Raw genomic sequence first — 21,433 nt, forward strand, 5'->3', positions numbered from 1 at the left:
ATCCGCGCCGGAGTTGACCAGACAGTCGCCGCTTCACTGCCGTCCCTTTCGGGGGAGACAGGTGGAGGGGAGGAAAGTCCGGGCTCCATAGGGCAGGGTGCCAGGTAACGCCTGGGAGGCGCAAGCCTACGACTAGTGCAACAGAGAGCAAACCGCCGATGGCCCACGCAAGTGGGATCAGGTAAGGGTGAAAGGGTGCGGTAAGAGCGCACCGCGCGACTGGCAACAGTTCGTGGCACGGTAAACTCCACCCGGAGCAAGGCCAAATAGGGGTTCACATGGTACGGCCCGTACTGAACCCGGGTAGGCTGCTTGAGCCAGTGAGTGATTGCTGGCCTAGATGAATGACTGTCCACGACAGAACCCGGCTTAACGGTCAACTCCCTTCATCATAAAACCCCGCTTCGGCGGGGTTTTGCTTTATGGGTGCAGGCAAGATGAATGACTGTCCACGACGCTTTTTATGAAAGAACGCGGCTTAACGGTCAACGCCCTTCATCATAACACCCCGCTTCGGCGGGGTTTTGCTTTATGGGGGCAGGCAAGATGAATGACTGTCCACGACGCTTTTTATGAAAGAACGCGGCTTAACGGTCAACGCCCTTCATCATAACACCCCGCTTCGGCGGGGTTTTGCTTTATGGGGGCAGGCAAGATGAATGACTGTCCACGACGCTTTTTATGAAAGAACGCGGCTTAACGGTCAACGCCCTTCATCATAAAACCCTGCTTCGGCGGGGTTTTGCTTTATGGGGGGCAGGTAAGATGAATGACTGTCCACGACACTTTTTATGAAAGAACGCGGCTTAACGGTCAGTGTGAAGTGATGCTTAGGAGATACTATAATAAGTGCTTTTAAAAGTGCTATTATTAGTGTGTTTAAGTCGCTTTTGACTAACTGAATTGAGTGAATGAAATTATGGCTTTCAACATCCTAACTAACACAGCCGCCAGTATTACTGAGTTGAAACGTGACCCGATGGGGACGGTACGGGCTGCTGAAGGTGAAACTATCGCTATACTGAACCGGAATGAGCCGGCGTTCTACTGTGTGCCTCCTGCCGTATTCGCTTATTTAATGGAATTGGCTGAAGATGCAGAGCTGGGGCGTACCGTTGATGATCGGATGTCAGAGCTAGCTGACGCGGAAGAGATTTCGCTCGATGACCTATAAGTTAAAATTTGTGCCTTCTGCAATGAAGGAATGGAAAAAGCTAGGGCATCCTGTCCGTGAGCAGTTCAAGAAAAAGCTGGTTGAGCGTTTGGAAAATCCTCGTGTTCCTTCAGCCCAGCTTCATGGCCGTAAAGACCAGTATAAAATTAAACTGAAGTCCGCTGGCTACAGGCTGGTGTATTTGGTCCAGGATGAGACCATCACTGTGATGGTTATGGGAGTTGGAAAGCGCGAAGGTAGCCAGATTTATTCTGATACGAAAGGTCGCTCTGCTTAATCTGGTCTTTTGCGAGTCCTATCCCTTGTCGGTAGTTTTTCTTGCCGCGTCATACCTTTCAAATTAATTGATGTTCTCCATCACATAACTCTGACTTTTTCTGTGTCATAAAGCGCGTAAAGTAAGGCCATCGCGTGCGGCTGCACGCTCGCTGACATCTTTCAGAGGATATGACTATGAACAACACTTCTCGGATGCCTGCACTGTTCCTCGGCCACGGTAGCCCGATGAACGTGTTGGAAAACAATGTGTATACGCAGGCATGGCAAACGCTGGGTGAGACGCTGCCGCGTCCGAAGGCGATTATTGCGGTTTCTGCCCACTGGTATACCCGTGGTACGGCTGTGACGGCGATGGAAAACCCGCGCACCATCCATGATTTTGGCGGTTTCCCGCAGGCGCTGTTCGATACCCAGTATCCGGCACCCGGTTCGCCTGAATTGGCGGCGAGAATTCAGCAGGTGCTGGCCCCGTATCCCGTTACCGCTGATCAAAGCCAATGGGGTTTGGATCACGGCTCTTGGGGCGTGCTGATCAAGATGTATCCCGATGCGGATATTCCCGTTGTGCAACTGAGCGTGGACGGTACGCAGCCTGCCGCGTATCACTATGAATTAGGGCGTAAGCTGGCAGCCCTGCGTGATGAAGGCTTCATGATTGTGGCGAGTGGCAACGTCGTGCATAACCTGCGGATGGTGAAATGGGACGGCGACGCTGAGCCGTATCCGTGGGCTATTTCGTTCAATCAATTTGTGCGTGATAACCTGACTTATCAGGGTGACGACCACCCGCTGGTTAATTTTATGCAGCATGAGGGTGCCGCATTATCCAACCCGACGCCTGATCACTATTTCCCGTTGCTCTATGTGCTGGGAAGCTGGGACGGTAAAGAGGCGATCGGCATTCCGGTCGATGGGCTTGAAATGGGATCGCTGAGTATGTTGTCGGTACAGGTGGGATAATCCGCTGTTTGCGGCAGAAATGAGAAGGCACGGTGAAAACCGTGCCTTCTATACTCGTCATACTTCAAGCTGCATGTATGTTGGCTGCGCTTAAATACTCGGCCCGTCGTGGGCCTCGCCCTAAAGGGCCGCTGCAAGCAGCGTTCAAATCTGCTCCCGGCAGATTTGTCACCCGAATCACTTACCTGAGTAAGCTCATCGGGATGCCTTCTCTTGCCGCCGCCATGCAACTCGGATTATTTAGAGTATATTTTTCGGCTTAATCCAGAATGGTATGCGGATAGAAGCGCGAGAGATCCTGCGTGATCAGGGCGCGATCTTCACGTACGCCGATACCACAAGGTTGATCGTTCACCAGCCAGCTACCAATCAGCGTGTAGCTGTCGCCGAATTTTGGCAGTTGATGGTATTGCTGGACGATCATCCCTTCTTCGCCGTAAGGGCCGTCGGCTGACGCAATCTCTTTGCCATTTTCGACGATCTTGATGTTCGCCCCTTCACGTGAAAACAGCGGCTTAATGACGTAGCTGTCTAGTTCTGGGTGTTCATCTTCCGCGAAATAGGCAGGAAGCAGGTTGGGGTGGTTTGGGAACATTTCCCACAGCATTGGCAGCAGCGCTTTATTGGAAATGATGCTTTTCCAGGCCGGTTCCAACCAGCGCACGCCGGCATCTTCCAGCTTGGTGGAAAACATCTCGCGCAGCATGAACTCCCACGGATACAGCTTGAACAGATTACCAATTACCTGATTTTCAGGGTCGGTAAACTGGCCTTTCTCACCGAGGCCAATTTCCTCAATGTACAGAAACTCGCTCGGCAGACCGGCTTCCAGCGCGCAATCCTGAAGGTATTGTACCGTACCGCGATCTTCTTCCGTATCCTGACAGCAGGCGAAGTGCAACAGGCCGAAGCCGTGATTGAGCTTTAGCTCCTCAAAGCGTTCGATCAGCTTTTCCTGAATGCTGTTGTACTGGTCTGAATTCTGCGGCAGGTTTCCGGCGTTGATTTGATCTTCCAGCCAGAGCCATTGGAAAAAGGCCGCTTCGTACAGCGACGTCGGCGTGTCCGCATTGTTCTCCAGCAGCTTGGCTGGAGATTTGCCGTCATACGCCAGATCAAGGCGTGAATACAGCGAAGGCTGATTGGTGCGCCATGAATGTCTGACGAATTCCCAAGTGTGTTTAGGAATACGGAATTTGGCGAGCAGCGCATCGCTGTTGACGACTTTTTCCACCACTTGCAGACACATCTGGTGCAGTTCGGCAGTGGCTTCTTCCAGCTCTTCGATCTGAGCGAGCGTGAACTGGTAGTAAGCCTCTTCGCTCCAGTAGGGCTCGCCATACATGGTGTGGAAACGAAAACCAAATTCGGTGGCTTTTTCCTGCCAGTCAGGACGCGCTGTAATATCTATCCGCTTCATCTAATACGTCCTCAGCCGCCCATGCTACGGGAAGCGCTGGAACTTGAACTGGCGCTGCTGCGCTGCATGCTGTTTTGCTTCGCGACGGTTTCACCAAAGCCCCCACGCGTGATGGTTGAGGTCGTTGCAGGCTTCGGTGCCAGTGCGGTTTTCGGCACGGTCATCGTGCGGCCTGTTGTCGCGTTGCCGTAGTTTTTACCAGCAGCATCAACAAACTGGCCATTGGCCGAGCTGGCTGGCGTTTTTGGACTGAACAGCGGCTGCTGTGCGAAACCGGCACCACCACCCATCATTCGGCCCATCATGTAGCCAGCCATCAACGGCATCCAGGACATACCGCCGCCCTGCTGAGATTCTGCTGCCATACCAGCCTGTGCTGGTGCAGGCGTTTGAGTACACTGCGCTTCGCCAAATTCTGCTACGCAGTCTTCTTTCGTTGCGTATTTTGGTGCCGTTTTTTCTGCTTCTTTTAACGCATTATTGTATGCAGTGGTGCACTGGGCAGCCATTGATGGGTTAGCTGACGAACAATCATCCGCATTCTGGTAGAGGGAGACGGTTTCGTCAGTTTGTTCGCAGCCCGCGAGGAAAAATACGGCGCTGACGGCCAAAGCAACAGGTGCCAAACGGTGCGTCCGCCATTCCTTGCGGAACGTTTCCTGATTAATATTTTTTGTACGTTTCATCGTGTTTATCCCAGAGCAAAGCATCACGGCCAATAACCAATAAGTGTGCCTAAGAATAGGGGAACGCTGCTTGAATTTAAAGCGGCAATAGGTGTAACGGGAGGTGCCTTTACGTTGCTATACATTCTGTCGTGCAACGTTTCGCTTTATAAAGAAAGAAGACGGTTTCCGCATTCTGATGCGTTGCGTTATTTTTTGGGAAAGGCGCGAGTATAAAAAAGGGGAACCGTGGTTCCCCTGTATTTGATGCGTGTAAACGCGGCTACCGATTAACGCTGCGCCGAGGCGGTAGTGGCCTGTGGAGCATTGTTGTCCGTTAAGGCTGGCGTGGTGGATACCGGTTGACCCAGTGACGCATTCAGCGCTTGCAGGTCGGTCTCGCTCAGCGTGCCTTGCGCGGATTTGATGTTTAACTGATTGATCAGGTAATCATAACGTGCGTTGGAGAGCTGTTGTTTGGCGTTATACAGCGTGGTGGTGGCATCCAGCACGTCAACGATGGTGCGCGTTCCTACCTGATAACCGGCTTCCATCGCATCCAGAGAGCTTTGTGCAGACACTTCAGCCTGTTTGTAAGCGTTGATGCTGCTGATGGAGGCAGAAATATTGTTAAAAGATGAACGTACCGTCTGGATCACAGAACGGTGTGCGCTTTCCAGCAGTTCGCTCGAGCTAACATAGCTGTGCTGCGCCTGTTTGACCTGAGAGCTGGTCGCGCCACCGCTATAAAGCGGCAGAGTGAAGTTAATGCCGACTTTGTGCTGCCCAGCGTCTGAGTCGTTAAACGAGTTGCTGTTATTCGTCCGTGAGCCGGAGTAACGAGTATCACTCACGCCCGTTGATGCGGTGAGATCCAGCGTCGGCATATAGCCTGTTTCGGCGGAGCGAATCTGCTCACGTGCCAAATCCTGGCTCAAACGTGCGGACAACAGGTTCAGGTTGCGATTTTCAGCTTCTTTCAGCAGGTTGTTAACGGCTTCAGGCTTCTGCGTAGAGAAACGCTCAATGTTCAGGCCAGCCAACTGCGGGTAGAAATTACCGGTAATCTGGCGCAGTGATTCCAATGCGTTATCCAGCGTATTACGCGTCAACACTTCATTGGCCAACACGCTGTCATACTGAGCACGGGCGTTCTGGACGTCAGTAATGGCAACCAGACCCACGTTGAAGCGTTGTGTCGTTTGGTCTAACTGGCGATAAATCGCCTGCTTCTGCGCATTGATGTAGGAGAGCGAGTCAATCGCACGCAGGACGTTGAAATAGGCGGTTGCCGTGTTTAGCATCAGGTTTTGCTGAGCGGTCTGATAGGTAACGTCTTCAATACCCGCTTGTTTTTCCTGCAACGTCAGCGCACGCCATTTGGACATGTCGAACAGGGTCTGAGTCAACTGCAGTGAAGCGCCTTTGACGTTGCTGTCGACGCCTTTGCTGTCACGGTAGCCCCTGTTATAGGTATAGTCGGCCCCTAGATCGAGTTGAGGCAGTAACGGGCTGCGCGCTTGATTAATTTTTTCAAACGCGGCGTCGCGGGTTGCCGCAGAGCTGCGTAAATCAGGGTTGGTGCTTTTTGCCTGCTGGTAGACCTGTAACAGGTTTTCCGCCTGACTCATGGCGCTAAAACCGCCCAGGCTCAGACCAATAAGAAGAGGGAGCAATTTCTTCATTTGCATTCCTTGTTGTGCAGCAATCTCGCGATGGTAGCGCTGTCTGTAGACGAATAATTGTCGATTCTATCAGAATCTGCCAATAGGATAAGGTAGCTGAACGTGCCATCTTTCAGCGGAATATGTCCACAGAGTCAGGTAAATTGACCTGTTGGATGATTCAGTGCGGCGTTTTGCTGTTCAGTAAGGCACCGAAAAGTGATGCGATGGGTGGGAATCCCCTCACTTGGCCGACGTCACGCCTAATAAATGTTCAAAAACAATGATGAGTATAATGACAGCGGATTCCGCCATACAATACCAGATTCCATTAATACTTGTTACAGGAGTACAGCCATGTCGTCTTCCGCATCCAGTTCGGTTACTTTCACTAAAGATGATGTAGAAATTATTGCACGCGAAACGCTGTACGACGGTTTTTTTTCGCTGGAGCGCTACCGTTTCCGTCATCGCCTGTTTAATGGCGGCATGAGCGGTGAGGTCAGCCGTGAGATCTTCGAACGTGGCCATGCCGTCGTGTTGCTGCCTTACGATCCGGTGCGTGATGAAGTGGTATTAATAGAACAGATTCGTATCGCTGCCTACGACACCAGCGCGTCTCCCTGGCTGTTTGAGCTGGTGGCTGGCATGATTGAGCCAGGAGAAAGCCACGAAGAGGTGGCGCGGCGCGAAGCAGAGGAAGAAGCTGGATTAAGGGTTGGCCGTTGCCGAGCAATAATCAACTATCTTGCTAGCCCCGGCGGCACCAGTGAGCGTCTGGCGGTGATGGTGGGCGAAGTGGATACGCGTACGGCGAAAGGGATTCACGGCCTGGCGGAAGAAAATGAAGATATCCGCGTACATGTGGTGAGCCGTAAACAAAGTTATCAATGGGTTGAAGAAGGCATCGTTGATAATGCGGCGTCTGTCATTGCCTTGCAATGGTTGGCATTGCACCATGAAGAACTGAAACGTGAGTGGGTGGATTGAATTTATGAAACGTTATACTCCGGATTTCCCAGCCATGATGAGGCTATGTGAAACCAACTTCATGCAATTGCGGCGTTTGCTGCCAAAAAATGATGAAGTCGGCGAAATCGCGGTTTATCACGTCAATAATGCGGTCTATCAACTGACGATTCTTGAGTCTACTCGCTATACCTCATTGGTGGAAATTAAGCAGACAGCGCCCACTGTCAGCTATTGGAGCCTGCCAATGATGAGCGTTAGGTTGTATCATGATGCGTTGGTTGCGGAAGTGTGTGCCAGCCAGCAGATCTTTCGCTTCAAAGCACGTTATGATTATCCGAATAAGAAGTTACATCAACGTGACGAAAAGCACCAAATTAATCAGTTTCTTGCTGATTGGCTAAAGTATTGTTTGGCGTATGGTTCGATGTCGATACCGGTTTTTGATACCCAATAGATTTCAACACGCAGGAAAGTGGCTGGCGAGCCACCAAGGGAAACCAACGTATTCTGCAATTTGAAAGATGACGGGTAGAGACAGATTTACGTAACCAAGGACACCATTTGGAAAGCCTGTTGACACTGCCTGTGGCGAGTGGCGCCAGAGTCAGGATTTTACAAATAACAGATACCCATCTTTTTGCGGGCGAGCATGAAACCTTGCTGGGTATCAACACCTATCGTAGCTATCACGCTGTGCTGAATGCCATCAAGGCTCGGCAGGATGTGTTTGATTTGATCGTCGCGACAGGCGATTTGGCACAGGATCACACGCTGCAAGCCTATCATCATTTCTCGCGCGGAATTGCGGAGATCCCTGCACCTTGCGTATGGCTTCCGGGTAACCACGATTTCCAACCGGCGATGGTCGATGCGTTGGCTGACGCCGGTATTGCGCCGTCCAAGCATGTGCTGCTGGGCGACAAGTGGCAAATTATCCTGTTGGACAGTCAGGTGTTTGGCGTGCCGCACGGTGAGCTGAGCGAATACCAGCTTGAATGGCTGGAGCGCAGCCTGAAAAGTCAGCCCGATCGCTTTACGCTGCTGCTGCTGCATCATCACCCGCATCCTTCCGGCTGTACCTGGCTCGATCAGCATAGCTTGCGTAACGCGCATAATCTGTCTGCGGTGCTGGATCGCTATCCACAGGTGAACACCGTGCTGTGTGGTCATATTCATCAGGAGATGGATTTTGACTGGCACGGCCGCCGCTTGCTAGCCACGCCGTCGACCTGCGTACAGTTTAAACCGCACTGCACTAACTTCACCATTGATGACGTGGCGCCGGGCTGGCGCTATCTGGACTTGCTGCCTGATGGCCGTCTGGAAACCGAGGTCTATCGTCTTTCAGGCAGCGAATTTCTGCCTGACATGGATTCGGACGGTTACTAATGCCAACGCTTCTTTATCTGCACGGCTTCAACAGTACGCCACAGTCGGCGAAAGCGACGGCACTGAAAACGTGGCTGGCAGAGCGGCACCCTGAAATTGACATGGTGATTCCCCAGCTTCCACCGTATCCGTCGGAAGCGGCCGAGATGATGGAGTCGCTGATTATGGAGCGGGCCGGTCGTCCGGTGGGCATTGTTGGCTCTTCCCTCGGTGGTTATTATGCCACCTGGCTATCCCAATGTTTTATGCTGCCTGCCGTGGTGGTGAACCCTGCGGTGAAGCCGTTTGAACTGTTGCTGGACCATCTGGGCGACTATCAGAACCCCTACACCGGTGAAAAATATGTGCTAGAGTCTCGGCACGTTTACGATCTGAAGGTCATGCAGGTTGACCGACTGGAATCGCCGGATTTGCTCTGGCTACTGTTGCAGACAGGGGATGAGGTTCTGGACTATCGTCAGGCAGTCGCGTATTACACGGCCTGCCGTCAAACTGTGGAGTCAGGGGGCAATCATGCCTTTGTCGGATTTGAGCACTTTTTCGCACCGATTGTGAATTTTTTAGGGCTCACGACAGACTGAATCACCACACATAGGCATTGAAAAACGAAGCGCCGAAAGCGGTTCGTTAAACACCATTCACTGAACTCAAAGAATTAACGCAAACTATGGCTCAATCAAGTTATAACGCTGATGCGATTGAAGTACTCAGCGGACTGGAACCGGTGCGCCGTCGTCCGGGAATGTACACCGATACCACGCGTCCTAACCATCTGGGACAAGAGGTCATAGATAACAGCGTTGATGAAGCGCTGGCGGGCCATGCACGCCGTATTGATGTGATTCTGCACGCCGATCAGTCGCTGGAAGTCATTGATGACGGCCGTGGGATGCCGGTGGATATCCACCCGGAAGAAGGCGTACCTGCCGTTGAGCTGATCCTGTGTCGCCTGCACGCGGGCGGCAAATTTTCCGGTAAAAACTACCAGTTTTCGGGCGGCTTGCACGGCGTAGGGATTTCCGTGGTGAACGCCCTGTCTACCCGCGTTGAAGTTACCGTTAAGCGCGATGGTCAGGTGTACGACATCGCGTTTGAAAACGGCGATAAAGTGCAGGAACTCACTGTAACCGGCACCTGCGGACGTCGTAACACCGGAACACGCGTGCATTTCTGGCCGGATGAGAAGTTCTTCGACAGCCCCCGTTTTTCCGTCTCCCGTTTGACGCACCTGCTGAAGGCCAAAGCGGTCTTATGTCCCGGTGTGGAAATCATCTTCAAAGATAAAGTTAACAACACCGAGCAGCGCTGGTGCTATCAGGATGGCCTGAATGACTACCTGTGCGAAGCGATAAATGGCCTGATCACGCTGCCGGAAAAACCGTTTCTAGGGTCGATTACTGGCGATACTGAAGCCGTGGACTGGGCGCTGCTCTGGCTACCGGAAGGCGGTGAGCTGTTGACGGAAAGCTACGTGAACCTCATCCCGACGCCAATGGGCGGGACGCACGTTAACGGCCTGCGCCAAGGCTTGCTGGATGCGATGCGCGAGTTTTGCGAATTCCGCAATATTCTGCCGCGCGGCGTGAAGCTGAGTGCAGATGACATCTGGGAACGCTGTGCTTACGTGCTGTCGGTCAAAATGCAGGAACCGCAGTTTGCCGGGCAGACCAAAGAGCGTCTCTCTTCCCGTCAGTGCGCCGCGTTTGTGTCCGGCGTGGTGAAAGACGCTTTCAGCCTGTGGCTGAACCAGAACGTACAGGCTGCGGAGCAGTTGGCCGAGCTGGCGATTTCCAGTGCTCAGCGCCGTATGCGTGCCGCCAAAAAAGTGGTGCGTAAAAAGCTGACCAGTGGGCCTGCGCTGCCAGGCAAACTGGCGGATTGTACCTCGCAGGATCTCAACCGGACGGAACTGTTTCTGGTGGAAGGGGATTCGGCGGGCGGATCGGCGAAGCAGGCGCGCGAACGTGAATTCCAGGCGATCATGCCGCTGAAAGGTAAGATCCTGAATACCTGGGAAGTCTCCTCCGATGAGGTGCTGGCGTCGCAGGAAGTACACGATATTTCAGTCGCGATCGGTATCGATCCTGACAGCGCCGATCTCAGCCAACTGCGTTACGGCAAGATCTGTATTCTGGCGGATGCGGACTCCGATGGCCTGCACATTGCCACGCTGCTGTGTGCGCTGTTTGTCCGCCATTTCCGGGCGCTGGTTCAGGGCGGGCATGTTTATGTCGCGATGCCGCCGTTGTACCGCATCGATCTGGGCAAAGAAGTTTACTACGCGCTGGATGAAGAGGAAAAAGCGGGCGTGCTGGAGCAGCTTAAGCGTAAGAAAGGCAAGCCTAACGTGCAGCGCTTTAAAGGTCTGGGCGAAATGAACCCGCTACAGCTGCGCGAAACTACGCTGGATCCGAATACTCGCCGTCTGGTGCAGTTGACCATCAGCGAAGAGGATATCGATCAGACGATGGCGATGATGGATATGCTGCTAGCGAAGAAACGCTCGGAAGATCGCCGCAACTGGCTGCAAGAGAAAGGCGATAAGGCGGAGATCGAGGTCTAACGCTTGAGTAAACACCTCATCGAGGCAGGTATATTCGTTTATAAAAGTCACGCGGTGTATTATCGCAATAGTCAGCTAGTGGCGCGCATTACCTGCTTTCTCGATTTTATGAGCGAGGAACTCACAGAAAATCCGCTGTGAGGTGTTGCCCACAGCGGTAGAAAGGTACCTAAAACGTCGATCTGGCAAAGTGTTCGTCCAGGTGCCTGCGTTAATCAGCAAAATGCGCGCTTGCGCATAACACTATTGATTAAAAGTCCACATTCACACCCAGTTGGAAGGAACGACCAGGCTGCACGGAGAGGGCGCGGTCATACTGTCCCTGCCGATCGTTGGTTTCAATCTGACGGCTGCTGAGATAATCCCAATACTTACGGTCAGTCAGGTTATACACGCCACCGCTGACTTTCACGTTCTTGCTAATGCGATAGTAGGCGGTCAGGTCAACCATGCCATAGCCGGGAATGCGCATATATTCGGTATTCGAGGTGGCGATCGCGTTGCCAGCATTGGTATAGCTTTCGCGACTGGTATCCTTCGCCTGCTTACCTTTCTGGAAGGTAGATGTCAGGGCAGCACCGTAGCGTTGGGCAGGATCATCATAGGCGATACCTACCACGGCTTTCATTGGCGCAACGCTGTCGAGATCGACATAGCGGTCGCCGAGGTAGCGCGATTGCGATTGGCCTTTGGTGTAGCCAAACGCCAGCGTGGTGCTGAGCCCATCAACCGCTGGGAACCAGGTGCCTAGCTGTATTTTGCTGCTGACCTCACCACCGTAGATGTAGGCTTTATCGCGGTTTTCCGCCTGATATATCGTGCTGATATTACTTGGTACATTGACGAATTTATCGGGGTTGGCGCTACGACGGTAGCGGGTATTGGCGATAAAGTTCTTATACGTGTTGTAGAACAGCGCGGTACGGAAGGTGACCCCCTCCGTCGCTTCCCCTTTTAATCCCCACTCTACGTTGTTGCTGGTTTCCGTTTTGAGGTCGCTATTGCCGATAAAGGCATACTGAACTGGTCCGGCATAGTTGGCGTCCAGGTTGGTGCTGCCATAAAGCTGGCTGGCATCCGGGAACTGTGCGCCACGACGGTACTGCAAATAGGTTGTCAGCGTCGGCGTGATGTCATAGAGGAAGCTCAGAGACGGCAGGACTTGCGTATCGCTGTTGGCTTTGCCGTACAGTTTGTTGACATCGGATTCACTGATGACACTGCCGTCACCGCTCAGGCGAACCGTATTGGTCGGTTTGGTACGCTGGTGGATGGCGCGTACGGCAGGGACAACCGAGAAGGCGTGCCCCGCCAGATCCCACGTAGCGGTATCCTGCACAAAGCCGCCGACGGTGTAGCTGTTGCTATCGGCTTCTGGCTGCATGAGGTTATTGGCACCCGTTTGATTCGGTGATTGCCTGAACGGGCGCTCTGTCTTGCTTTGGCTGGCGTTAAGACCCCAACTGAACTCGTGGCGATCCCAGCTTTTCACCATATGGGTATCGAACCCATAGGTGGTGACATTGTAGTCAGAATAGACGCGGTGGCTATCTGCTGCCGCCATCCCTGTGGTTGCGGGCAGCCAGGTATTGTCGTGTGATTCGCTGTTTTGGAAGTAAATGCGGCTATCAACCAAATCGACCAGCGTGTTGTTAACGGGCGTCCAGCGATCTTTCAGGCTGGCGGTCCAACGGCGTGTCTCGCTGCTCTGTTGCGCCGTGCCGTAAATGGTGTTGTTGCTGCTTGGCAGACTACCCCAGTAGTCATAATGGGTGTGGTTAGTTTTATGGTAATAATCCAGCGTACCGGTGAGCTGATGCTCATCGTTAGCCTGCCAAATACCGGACGCCAAAATGGCGTTAGAGTGCCAGTTGGCGGGGTAAGCGGCGATCTCGTCGCTGTTATTACGCGTTTGCTGGCCGTCGCGGCGGCTGAGCACGACAATGCCGCGCAGTTCGTCATCACCGCCTGCGGCGGTGATGCCATTATGCCAACCATGGTTGGCGGAATCGTAGTCACTCTGGAAACCGAAGTAGTCCTGCTTGCCTGCTTTTAGGTAATTATCGGCAGATTTTGGCCGAAAGGAGACGCTGCCCCCGAGTGCGTTGACCGTATTTTCTGCGGAGGTGACGCCCGACTCAATATCGACGCTGCTGTACACGTAAGGGTCGATATAGTCCCGTCCCATGCCGAAGGTATTGAATCCGGCACGGCTGGCGTAGCTGCGGCCCGTGGCATTAGGCAGGGCGATGCCATCGGTATCGATCGCTACACGGTTGCTTTCAATGCCGCGAATGTTGTAGCCCGTGTAACCGCCGCGGTCGAAGCCGCTTTTCCCTGTATTGCTGCCGCCGCTGGATCCTGTTGCGCTCACCAAAGGTTGATAGCGCATGATCGTGCCGAAATTGTTGCCGCCTTCTCTTTGCATGTCTGCGGCAGTCAGCGTCGTAATTGAACCGGCTTTTTTCTCGACTTTTGGCGAGTGAACCGTCATCACATCGTCAGTCTGTCCCGTTTTCGACGCCGAATCGTCTTGATTCTTCACGTTGAGTGCGTTGTTACCTGTGGTGCTATCCGCTGCCATCCCGTTCAGCGCAACGCCAGTCAAGATGCCGGTGAGAAGAATTTTATTTAAATTCTTGTTAATTAACATAATGATACTCTGCTATAAGGTTGTTCTGGCCAGCGGCGTTGGGGAAACATGGCGTGCTGGTCGCTAACGTCTGCAAGGGAAATGCAAAACGGCAAATAACATTAATTATCATGTGGTAATGATAACCATTATCAATATGCTAAGCATTATCATCTGATGTTGCAACGATGATGAATAATTCTTAATGAAACGGGATGGTTGCTATCAAAATGAAAGCGACTGGCTATGCCTCAATGAGGCGTAATGAAATGACTGACTTATGAAACCGAACACTACGAGCTGGACGATGATGAAGCGCTTAACCGCGAGTACCCGGACTCATTCTGGATACCGGCTAAAGAAGTACGTGACTCACTCCTGTGGCGCGGTTCCCTGCGAATGGTTCCCTGTGACATCACCTCATTAGATAAGGTACTATTCTCGCCAAACATACCGCCGCTATGGCGTGCCGGAAAGCGTAACCATCGCGCCGCGATGTGAGGGAAGTGAGATAAATGAGTGAGATGACTCATGACGGCGCAGAAAGCCTTGCGCTGCGCACGTTTACCGAAAATGCATACCTAAATTATTCCATGTACGTCATCATGGACAGGGCATTGCCGTTCATTGGCGATGGCCTGAAGCCTGTGCAGCGTCGCATCGTGTATGCGATGTCCGAGCTGGGACTGAATGCCAGCGCCAAATTCAAAAAATCTGCCCGTACCGTGGGTGACGTGCTGGGTAAATACCATCCGCACGGCGACAGCGCCTGCTATGAAGCAATGGTGCTGATGGCGCAGCCGTTCTCGTACCGCTATCCGCTGGTGGATGGTCAGGGGAACTGGGGGGCACCGGACGACCCGAAATCCTTCGCCGCCATGCGTTATACCGAATCGCGGCTGTCCAAATATGCGGAACTGCTGCTGTCCGAACTCGGGCAGGGCACGGTCGATTACACCCCGAACTTTGACGGCACGATGCAAGAGCCGAAGATGCTGCCTGCGCGTCTGCCGAATATTCTGCTGAACGGCACCACCGGAATCGCCGTAGGGATGGCCACGGACATACCGCCGCACAACGTGCGTGAAGTCGCCGCCGCTGCGGTAATGCTGCTGGAAAACCCGAAGGCCTCGCTGGACGAGTTATTGCAGCATGTTCAAGGGCCGGATTTCCCAACAGAAGCTGAAATCATCACGCCACGCGATGAAGTGCGCAAACTCTACCAGAATGGCCGTGGTTCCGTGCGTATGCGTGCGGTGTGGAAGAAAGAAGACGGTGATGTCGTGATTACCGCGCTGCCACATCAGGTTTCTGGTGCCAAAGTGCTGGAGCAGATTGCCAGCCAGATGCGTGCGAAGAAGCTGCCGATGGTCGAAGACCTGCGTGATGAATCGGATCACGAGAATCCAACCCGTCTGGTATTGGTGCCGCGCTCGAACCGGATCGATATGGATCAGGTGATGAACCACCTGTTCGCCACGACCGATCTGGAAAAAAGCTATCGCGTTAACATGAACATGATCGGTCTGGATGGTCGCCCGAGCGTGAAAGGGCTGGTCGAGATCCTGAGTGAATGGCTGGTCTTCCGTCGCGATACCGTGTGCCGCCGTCTGAACTACCGTCTGGAAAAAGTGCTCAAGCGCCTGCATATCCTTGAAGGTTTGCTGATCGCGTTCCTGAATATCGATGAAGTCATTCATATCATCCGCACGGAAGATGAACCGAAGCCCGTTCTGATGCGCCAGTTCAGCCTGAGTGAAACACAGGCTGAAGCGATCCTGGAGCTGAAATTACGTCATTTGGCCAAGCTGGAAGAGGTGAAAATCCGCGGTGAGCAGGGCGATTTGGCAAAAGAGCGCGATCAGCTTCAAGCACTGCTGGCGTCAGACCGTAAGCTCAGTAACCTGATTAAGAAAGAAATTCAGTCCGATGCGCAAGTCTATGGTGACGATCGTCGTTCTCCGCTGCATGAACGCAGCGAAGCCAAAGCGATGAACGAGCACGAGTTAACGCCTTCCGAACCGGTCACCATTGTGCTGTCGGAAATGGGCTGGGTACGCAGTGCCAAAGGGCATGATATCGACCCAACTGGGCTGAGTTATAAAGCGGGTGATAGCTTCCGTGATGCTGCGAAAGGGAAAAGCAATCAGCCTGTGGTGTTTATTGACTCTACTGGCCGCAGCTATGCACTGGATCAGAATGAGTTGCCTTCTGCTCGTGGTCAGGGTGAACCGCTAACAAGTAAACGCACGCTGCCGCCGGGTGCGAAGGTGGAACAAGTGCTGATGGCCGCAGACGATCAACTGCTACTGATGGCATCGGATGCAGGCTATGGTTTTGTGTGTACCTTCAGTGATTTGGTGACGCGTAACCGCGCAGGAAAAACGCTGATCACGCTGCCGGATAATGCGAAGGTGCTGGCACCGATCGAGATCAACGGCGACGATAATCTGCTGATGGCGATCACTGCCGCAGGCAGAATGCTGCTGTTCCCTGTATCCGAGCTGCCACAGCTGTCGAAAGGCAAGGGCAACAAGATTGTCTCCATCTCTTCGGCTGATTTTGCGGAAGGCAAAGATCGTCTGGCTCAGTTGCTTCTATTACCGCCGCAGGCTTCTGTCACGCTCTACGTTGGTAAGCGCAAACAGTTGCTACGCCCCAATGATTTTCAGAATTATCAGGGCAAACGCGGACTGAAAGGCACGTTGCTGCGTGGGTTAAAAGGTATTGACCGGATTGAGGTGGATGCACCCCAGCAGGTTGACACCACCGGCAGCAGTGAAGAATAACGCTTCCGTATTGTCTTGTGCATGTTGAGAAAGGCGGTGTCATATCGCCTTTCTTTAGTTTCTGGTTGCCATCCCGCTGCAAATTGAATCACCGTGTGTTTTAGCGCGGAATCGCTATACTAGCGGCGGCTGTCGGCTCATGAGGTTGCTATGTTATCCATTTTGCGTTTTTTTATTGTCATTATATTTTCGATTTTGATCTGTATTTTTGGCTTGTTTTACTGCCTGTTCAGCCCTCGAAATCCCCGCCATGTCGCGACCTTCGGCCATCTTTTTGGTCGCTTGTCTGTGGTGTTTGGCTTGAAAGTAGAAATGCGGATACCGGAAGAAGCGGCGCATTACGGCAACTGCATCTATATCGCGAACCATCAGAACAACTACGATATGGTCACGGTATCTAGCGCGGTTCAGCCTCGTACCGTTACCGTGGGTAAGAAAAGCCTGCTGTGGATCCCGTTCTTCGGGCCACTTTATTGGCTGACGGGTAACTTGCTGATTGACCGTGAAAACCGCGCCAAAGCGCATGGCACCATTGCCCAAGTCGTGAAGCATATTAAAGAGCGCAACACGTCTATCTGGATGTTCCCTGAAGGTACGCGCAGCCGTGGACGCGGCCTGATGCCATTCAAAACCGGTGCCTTTCATGCTGCGATTAGCGCAGACGTGCCAATTGTGCCGATTTGCGTTTCTACGACCAGCAACAAGGTGAAGTTGAACCGCTGGAATAACGGACTCGTTATCGTAGAAATGTTGCCACCCATCGATACCCGCGCATATACCAAAGAGCAGGTTCGCGAACTTGCTGCACACTGCCATGATGTGATGGCTGCTAGGATTGCGGAGCTGGATGCGGAAGTCGCGGCACGCGAAGCAGCAGACAAAAAATAAACTTACCCCATCGAGTTACGCGATTATTGCTTCCGATTGCCTATTTAAGAACGAATCGGAAGATAAACTTTGCTTACGGTTTATTGGAGTTACGGAGTCATTATGTCACTCAGCCGACGTCAGTTTATTCAGGCATCGGGCTTTGCGTTATGCGCGGGTATGACACCACGGGTGGCGAAAGCCAGTGGGAATCCCATCGCATTGCCGATACCGCCATTACTGGAGTCGCGCCGAGGCCAGCCTCTTTTTCTAACCATGCAACGTGCCCATTGGGCATTTTCCGGTGACCGTAAGACCGCCATTTGGGGCATCAATGGCCGCTATTTAGGGCCGACGGTGCGGGTCTATGACGGCGATGACGTTAAGCTGATTTATAGTAACCGCCTGAATGAGCCTGTCGCGATGACGATCGGTGGGTTGCAGGTGCCGGGGCCGTTGATCGGTGGCGCGGCTCGTATCATTTCTCCAGGAAGCGACTGGTCACCGGTGTTGCCCGTTCGTCAGCCAGCAGCGACCTGCTGGTATCATGCGAATACGCCGAACCGCATGGCCCCGCATATCTATAACGGGCTGGCTGGGCTCTGGCTGGTGGAAGACAGCACCAGTAAATCCTTACCGCTTCCCAATCACTACGGTGTTGATGATTTCCCACTGATTATTCAGGATAAACGACTGGATAACTTTGGTGTTCCTCTCTATAACCCGCCTTCTAACGGTGGATTTGTGGGGGACTCGCTGCTCGTCAACGGCGTGCAAAATCCTTTTGTTGAAGTGTCCCGTGGCTGGGTTCGCCTGAGATTGCTGAATGCCTCGAACTCCCGGCGTTACGTGATGCGGTTGAGCGATGGGCGAGCGATGCGTGTGATCGCCAGCGATCAAGGGTTGCTGCCTGCACCGATGGCGGTGAACCAGCTTTCTCTCGCACCCGGCGAACGGCGCGAAATACTGATCGACATGTCGCAAGGCGAAGACGTCACGCTAACGGCAGGTGAGTCGGCTGGGATTATGGATCGTCTGCGCGGGCTGTTTGAGCCTTCCAGCATGCTGATTTCGACTCAAATACTCACGCTGAAGCCGACGGGGCTGTTGCCATTAGTCACGGATAACCTGCCGATGCGTTTACTGGCCGACAACATCATTGAAGGCAGCATTAGCCGCACGCGCGAATTCCGGCTGGGTGACAGTCTGCCTGGCATCAACGGCGCGATGTGGGACATGACGCGTGCTGATGTACAAACCCAGCTTGGCCGCTGTGAGCGCTGGATAATCCACGCTGACACGCCGCAGGCTTTCCACATTCAGGGCGTCAAGTTCCTGGTGCGCAGTGCCAATGGTAGACCACCGGCGGTGGAAGACAGCGGCTGGAAAGATACGGTGTGGGTGGATAACGATGTCGAGCTGTTAGTTTATTTCACGCAGCCCTCCTCAATGGCGTTCCCTTTCCTGTATTACAGCCAGACGCTGGAACTGGCCGATCGCGGTTCGACGGGACAGCTCATCGTACAGTCTGCGATGTAAACCAACCGATAGCCTGCCGGTTTCTCTGCGTTACCCTCCGCCGTGGCAAATGTGACGCCCTCCCCGTCTGACGCACCGCTCGCTTGTCAGACGGCAACGCTTCCGAGACTCATCTGTTTCTTAATGTGATCCACCTCTATTCAGACAAACCAAAATTAAAGATGCGAAGCTGTGCGGACGATACCTTACATATTGATGTTGCTATTAATTAAGGGTGAATAGCGTTTTTGCGTCGTGCGCTGCTTCGGATCGGATTGTGCTAAAAGAACATTTTTTATTACAACAATGCCAGAGCCCGTGCGTTTCGTTTCGTCATGAAATCAGGTCCACTTTCTGTTTTAACCTGTACGTAGCCAGAACGCTGCGTCACTAAAAGGGCTGCACTATGCGGGAATTACTGCTTTGGGTCAGGGATCAACTGGCTGGAGCGCCGTCGGCGCCTCGCTACATGCAGCTCGCGTCGTTGCTTGAATCAGAAATCAGCCGTCGTAAGACGTTATCTGGCCAGTTCTTACCCGCCGAAAGACTGATTGCTCAGCAGTTGGGATTGTCGCGCGTAACGGTTTCCCGTTCCTTGTCGCTGCTGGAAGAAAAAGGGCTGATTGTGCGACAACAGGGGGTGGGAACCCGCGTGGCCCAACGGCTTAACTACACGTTGAGCGCCGAGGATGAAGGTTTCACCGCGCTGATATTGAAACAAGGCGGCGTAGCTGGCAGCCTGTGGTTAGAAAAGACAATACAGATTCCATCCGCCGCCATTGCCGCGAAAATGTCTCTGCCGGAAGGCGAGGCTGTCACCTATCTGCGACGCGTCCGGCTCAGTAATGGCGAGCCCGTTTCACTGGAAACGACCTGGATACCGCAAGAATTCCTACCCGACCCTGAAGCGCTTGAGCAGTCTCTCTATCAGTATTGGATGACGCGTGATATAGCGCCTGACAAAAAACGCTATCGTTTCAAAGCGATTGCCTGTACGGCAGACATTGCCACGCTTCTTGGTATCGTGGCGGAGTCCCCAGCGCTGTATTGCCAACTGCATGTTTATAACGAACAGGGTGAACTGTTGGAATACAGCGAAGCACACTGCCGTAGCGACGTGTATGAGATTCAGTTTGCTGATTAGGATGAGAAGAAAAATGCCAGCACGGTGAAGGCTGGCATCGAAGGGGGATAGAGTCGATCCCAGTAGCCCTAATGGGATGAGTTCTTAGTCGTTTCTCGGTTCGTCAGGGTCCGATCCCAGACGTTTCCCACAGTCCAGCTTGGCAATGTCACTAAGCTCGTCTTTATCCAGACGGAAATCAAACACCTCGAAATTTTCCTTGATACGCGACGGCGTGACCGATTTAGGAATCACCACCAGCCCACTGTCCAGATGCCAGCGGATCACGATCTGTGCCGGCGTTTTGCCGTATTTTGTCGCCAGTTTACGGATAATGGGATGGTCGAAGACGCCTGCGCCACCCTGCGCCAGCGGGCTCCAGGATTCGGTCTGGATATGGTGCGTGGCGTTCCAGGAATGAAGTTGCTTTTGCTGGAGAAGAGGATGCAGCTCGATTTGGTCGATGACCGGCAAGACGCCCGTTTCTTCTTTTAGCCGCTGTAAGTGGTGAGTATGGAAATTACTGACGCCGATACTTTTCGCCAGACCCTGCTCTTGGAGTTTGATGAGTCCACGCCAGGCATCCACGAAGGTGTTCTGTTGCGGGAGCGGCCAGTGAATCAGGTAGAGATCGATATAATCTAATCGAAGTTTTCTCAGGCTCTCTTCCAGCGCTTTTTGGGGATCGGTGTGATCGCCATTCCAGAGCTTGGTGGTGATGAACACCTCTTCACGCGGCAGGTTCGCGGCACTCAGTGCCTGACCAACGGCCTCCTCGTTCTTATAAATCGCGGCGGTATCGATCGCCCGATAACCGATGGACAATGCTTCAGTCACGGCGATCACTGTGTCCTCACTGCTTGCTCGCCAGACACCAAGGCCCATCTGGGGCATGATATTGCCGTCCGCCAGTTTAACTTTCGGTTGCGTCATCTCACTCTCCTTTTATATCCATTAATCCATGCAAATATCATAGGGTTAACGGGATGGGCGACCTGTTCATATCACGGGCAGAGAGGAACGTAATCCCACGCAGGAACAGGCATATGATTTTAGTTTAGTAGAAAATTTGGTCGGTTATAGGTTGGCTGATGAAATCAAGCCCGTGCATATTTTGCATTATATACATAAGTAATTACTCACTTACACGCTAATCAAAATTGAGCAAATTATCGCCTCATTTACCATTAGCCTATCAAAACAACACATTTAAATTGGTTATTCCTTTGAATAATTTATCACTAACGCAAACTTTCAGCATAACTGCGCATTCTGCGCAACTTCTTGCTCACTTTCTGGTTGAAATCACTTTTTGCGCAATAGATGCCGTTTTTTCGCGAGGTCTGCGCAACTTCTTGCTCAAATTTTGCTTAAGGAAAATTTGAGTTAAGTAAATATCGTTATAAAACATGCAGATG

The 21,433-nt window shown here is 52.7% G+C and carries 17 protein-coding genes and 1 other RNA gene; 13 read left to right on the forward strand and 5 right to left on the reverse strand.

Going from position 1 to position 21,433, the window contains the following annotated elements; all coding sequences use genetic code 11:
* The first annotated feature begins 9 nt into the window (after positions 1-9).
* The 4 genes from rnpB (at position 10) to ygiD (ending at position 2,413) form a co-directional block, all read left to right on the forward strand.
* An RNA gene (gene rnpB / locus IG609_RS01865) (RNase P RNA component class A) lies at positions 10-388 on the forward strand.
* 531 nt (positions 389-919) lie between these two features.
* A complete protein-coding gene (locus tag IG609_RS01870) occupies positions 920-1,174 on the forward strand; it encodes a type II toxin-antitoxin system Phd/YefM family antitoxin (protein ID WP_039282788.1) in 255 nt (84 codons plus the stop codon).
* Complete coding sequence (locus IG609_RS01875; protein WP_039282785.1) at positions 1,164-1,451, forward strand: type II toxin-antitoxin system RelE family toxin; 288 nt, start codon at positions 1,164-1,166, stop codon at positions 1,449-1,451. The genes IG609_RS01870 and IG609_RS01875 overlap by 11 nt, the downstream gene beginning before the upstream one ends.
* Positions 1,452-1,627: 176 nt before the next feature.
* On the forward strand, positions 1,628-2,413 hold the full coding sequence (gene ygiD / locus IG609_RS01880; RefSeq protein ID WP_039524247.1) for a 4,5-DOPA-extradiol-dioxygenase: 786 nt from the start codon (positions 1,628-1,630) through the stop codon (positions 2,411-2,413).
* Between the two features lie 259 nt (positions 2,414-2,672).
* Here ygiD and IG609_RS01885 read toward each other — a convergent pair whose 3' ends face one another.
* From IG609_RS01885 to tolC, 3 genes are all read right to left on the reverse strand, one after another.
* Positions 2,673-3,833 carry a glutathionylspermidine synthase family protein gene (locus IG609_RS01885; protein WP_193397176.1) on the reverse strand — a complete coding sequence of 387 codons (1,161 nt, stop codon included), beginning with the start codon at positions 3,831-3,833 and terminating at the stop codon, positions 2,673-2,675.
* 11 nt (positions 3,834-3,844) lie between these two features.
* Positions 3,845-4,519 (reverse strand): DUF1190 family protein, encoded by a 675-nt coding sequence (locus IG609_RS01890; RefSeq protein WP_193397175.1) that lies wholly within the window; start codon positions 4,517-4,519, stop codon positions 3,845-3,847.
* A gap of 269 nt (positions 4,520-4,788) precedes the next feature.
* Positions 4,789-6,183: an outer membrane channel protein TolC gene (tolC, locus tag IG609_RS01895; RefSeq protein WP_193397174.1), complete on the reverse strand. Its 1,395-nt coding sequence runs from the start codon at positions 6,181-6,183 to the stop codon at positions 4,789-4,791.
* Between the two features lie 336 nt (positions 6,184-6,519).
* Here tolC and nudF point away from each other — a divergent pair, with 336 nt between their 5' ends.
* From nudF to parE, 5 genes are all read left to right on the forward strand, one after another.
* Positions 6,520-7,152 carry an ADP-ribose diphosphatase gene (nudF, locus tag IG609_RS01900; protein ID WP_193397173.1) on the forward strand — a complete coding sequence of 211 codons (633 nt, stop codon included), beginning with the start codon at positions 6,520-6,522 and terminating at the stop codon, positions 7,150-7,152.
* A gap of 4 nt (positions 7,153-7,156) precedes the next feature.
* Positions 7,157-7,588, forward strand: a complete 432-nt coding sequence (locus tag IG609_RS01905) for a DUF1249 family protein (protein WP_039482244.1) — start codon at positions 7,157-7,159, stop codon at positions 7,586-7,588.
* A gap of 107 nt (positions 7,589-7,695) precedes the next feature.
* Positions 7,696-8,523 carry a 3',5'-cyclic-AMP phosphodiesterase gene (gene cpdA, locus IG609_RS01910; RefSeq protein ID WP_193397172.1) on the forward strand — a complete coding sequence of 276 codons (828 nt, stop codon included), beginning with the start codon at positions 7,696-7,698 and terminating at the stop codon, positions 8,521-8,523.
* A complete protein-coding gene (gene yqiA / locus IG609_RS01915) occupies positions 8,523-9,104 on the forward strand; it encodes an esterase YqiA (RefSeq protein ID WP_193397171.1) in 582 nt (193 codons plus the stop codon). Before cpdA ends, yqiA begins: the two co-directional genes overlap by 1 nt.
* Before the next feature lie 86 nt (positions 9,105-9,190).
* Complete coding sequence (gene parE / locus IG609_RS01920) at positions 9,191-11,086, forward strand: DNA topoisomerase IV subunit B (RefSeq protein ID WP_193400973.1); 1,896 nt, start codon at positions 9,191-9,193, stop codon at positions 11,084-11,086.
* A 250-nt stretch (positions 11,087-11,336) separates the two neighbouring features.
* On the opposite strand, the gene IG609_RS01925 is transcribed toward parE, so the two are convergent.
* Positions 11,337-13,739 carry a TonB-dependent receptor domain-containing protein gene (locus IG609_RS01925; protein ID WP_193400994.1) on the reverse strand — a complete coding sequence of 801 codons (2,403 nt, stop codon included), beginning with the start codon at positions 13,737-13,739 and terminating at the stop codon, positions 11,337-11,339.
* Between the two features lie 494 nt (positions 13,740-14,233).
* Here IG609_RS01925 and parC point away from each other — a divergent pair, with 494 nt between their 5' ends.
* The 4 genes from parC to IG609_RS01945 all read left to right on the forward strand — a co-directional run bounded on the left by parC (position 14,234) and on the right by IG609_RS01945 (position 20,036).
* Positions 14,234-16,507, forward strand: a complete 2,274-nt coding sequence (parC, locus tag IG609_RS01930; protein ID WP_193400992.1) for a DNA topoisomerase IV subunit A — start codon at positions 14,234-14,236, stop codon at positions 16,505-16,507.
* Between the two features lie 150 nt (positions 16,508-16,657).
* A complete protein-coding gene (locus IG609_RS01935) occupies positions 16,658-17,395 on the forward strand; it encodes a 1-acylglycerol-3-phosphate O-acyltransferase (RefSeq protein WP_193400969.1) in 738 nt (245 codons plus the stop codon).
* Positions 17,396-17,497: 102 nt separating this feature from the next.
* Positions 17,498-18,913, forward strand: a complete 1,416-nt coding sequence (gene ftsP / locus IG609_RS01940) for a cell division protein FtsP (protein WP_193400967.1) — start codon at positions 17,498-17,500, stop codon at positions 18,911-18,913.
* Positions 18,914-19,298: 385 nt separating this feature from the next.
* Entirely contained in the window at positions 19,299-20,036 is a 738-nt protein-coding gene (locus IG609_RS01945) for a GntR family transcriptional regulator (RefSeq protein WP_102117120.1), read from the forward strand.
* Between the two features lie 84 nt (positions 20,037-20,120).
* Here the strand turns inward: IG609_RS01945 and dkgA are convergent, their stop codons facing one another.
* Complete coding sequence (dkgA, locus tag IG609_RS01950; protein WP_193400989.1) at positions 20,121-20,948, reverse strand: 2,5-didehydrogluconate reductase DkgA; 828 nt, start codon at positions 20,946-20,948, stop codon at positions 20,121-20,123.
* Between the last annotated feature and the right edge of the window lie 485 nt (positions 20,949-21,433).

Source organism: Pectobacterium quasiaquaticum, assembly GCF_014946775.2.
GTDB classification, from domain to species: Bacteria; Pseudomonadota; Gammaproteobacteria; order Enterobacterales; family Enterobacteriaceae; genus Pectobacterium; species Pectobacterium aquaticum.

Bases quoted from the DNA above. Each gene is read 5' to 3' on its own strand.
- parE (WP_193400973.1), top strand. From the start codon at position 9,191: ATGGCTCAATCAAGTTATAACGCTGATGCGATTGAAGTACTCAGCGGA.
- dkgA (WP_193400989.1), bottom strand. From the start codon at position 20,948: ATGACGCAACCGAAAGTTAAACTGGCGGACGGCAATATCATGCCCCAG.
- IG609_RS01875 (WP_039282785.1), top strand. From the start codon at position 1,164: ATGACCTATAAGTTAAAATTTGTGCCTTCTGCAATGAAGGAATGGAAA.
- nudF (WP_193397173.1), top strand. From the start codon at position 6,520: ATGTCGTCTTCCGCATCCAGTTCGGTTACTTTCACTAAAGATGATGTA.
- IG609_RS01925 (WP_193400994.1), bottom strand. From the start codon at position 13,739: ATGTTAATTAACAAGAATTTAAATAAAATTCTTCTCACCGGCATCTTG.
- IG609_RS01890 (WP_193397175.1), bottom strand. From the start codon at position 4,519: ATGAAACGTACAAAAAATATTAATCAGGAAACGTTCCGCAAGGAATGG.
- ftsP (WP_193400967.1), top strand. From the start codon at position 17,498: ATGTCACTCAGCCGACGTCAGTTTATTCAGGCATCGGGCTTTGCGTTA.
- IG609_RS01870 (WP_039282788.1), top strand. From the start codon at position 920: ATGGCTTTCAACATCCTAACTAACACAGCCGCCAGTATTACTGAGTTG.
- tolC (WP_193397174.1), bottom strand. From the start codon at position 6,183: ATGAAGAAATTGCTCCCTCTTCTTATTGGTCTGAGCCTGGGCGGTTTT.
- ygiD (WP_039524247.1), top strand. From the start codon at position 1,628: ATGAACAACACTTCTCGGATGCCTGCACTGTTCCTCGGCCACGGTAGC.
- IG609_RS01905 (WP_039482244.1), top strand. From the start codon at position 7,157: ATGAAACGTTATACTCCGGATTTCCCAGCCATGATGAGGCTATGTGAA.
- parC (WP_193400992.1), top strand. From the start codon at position 14,234: ATGAGTGAGATGACTCATGACGGCGCAGAAAGCCTTGCGCTGCGCACG.
- IG609_RS01945 (WP_102117120.1), top strand. From the start codon at position 19,299: ATGCGGGAATTACTGCTTTGGGTCAGGGATCAACTGGCTGGAGCGCCG.
- IG609_RS01935 (WP_193400969.1), top strand. From the start codon at position 16,658: ATGTTATCCATTTTGCGTTTTTTTATTGTCATTATATTTTCGATTTTG.
- yqiA (WP_193397171.1), top strand. From the start codon at position 8,523: ATGCCAACGCTTCTTTATCTGCACGGCTTCAACAGTACGCCACAGTCG.
- IG609_RS01885 (WP_193397176.1), bottom strand. From the start codon at position 3,833: ATGAAGCGGATAGATATTACAGCGCGTCCTGACTGGCAGGAAAAAGCC.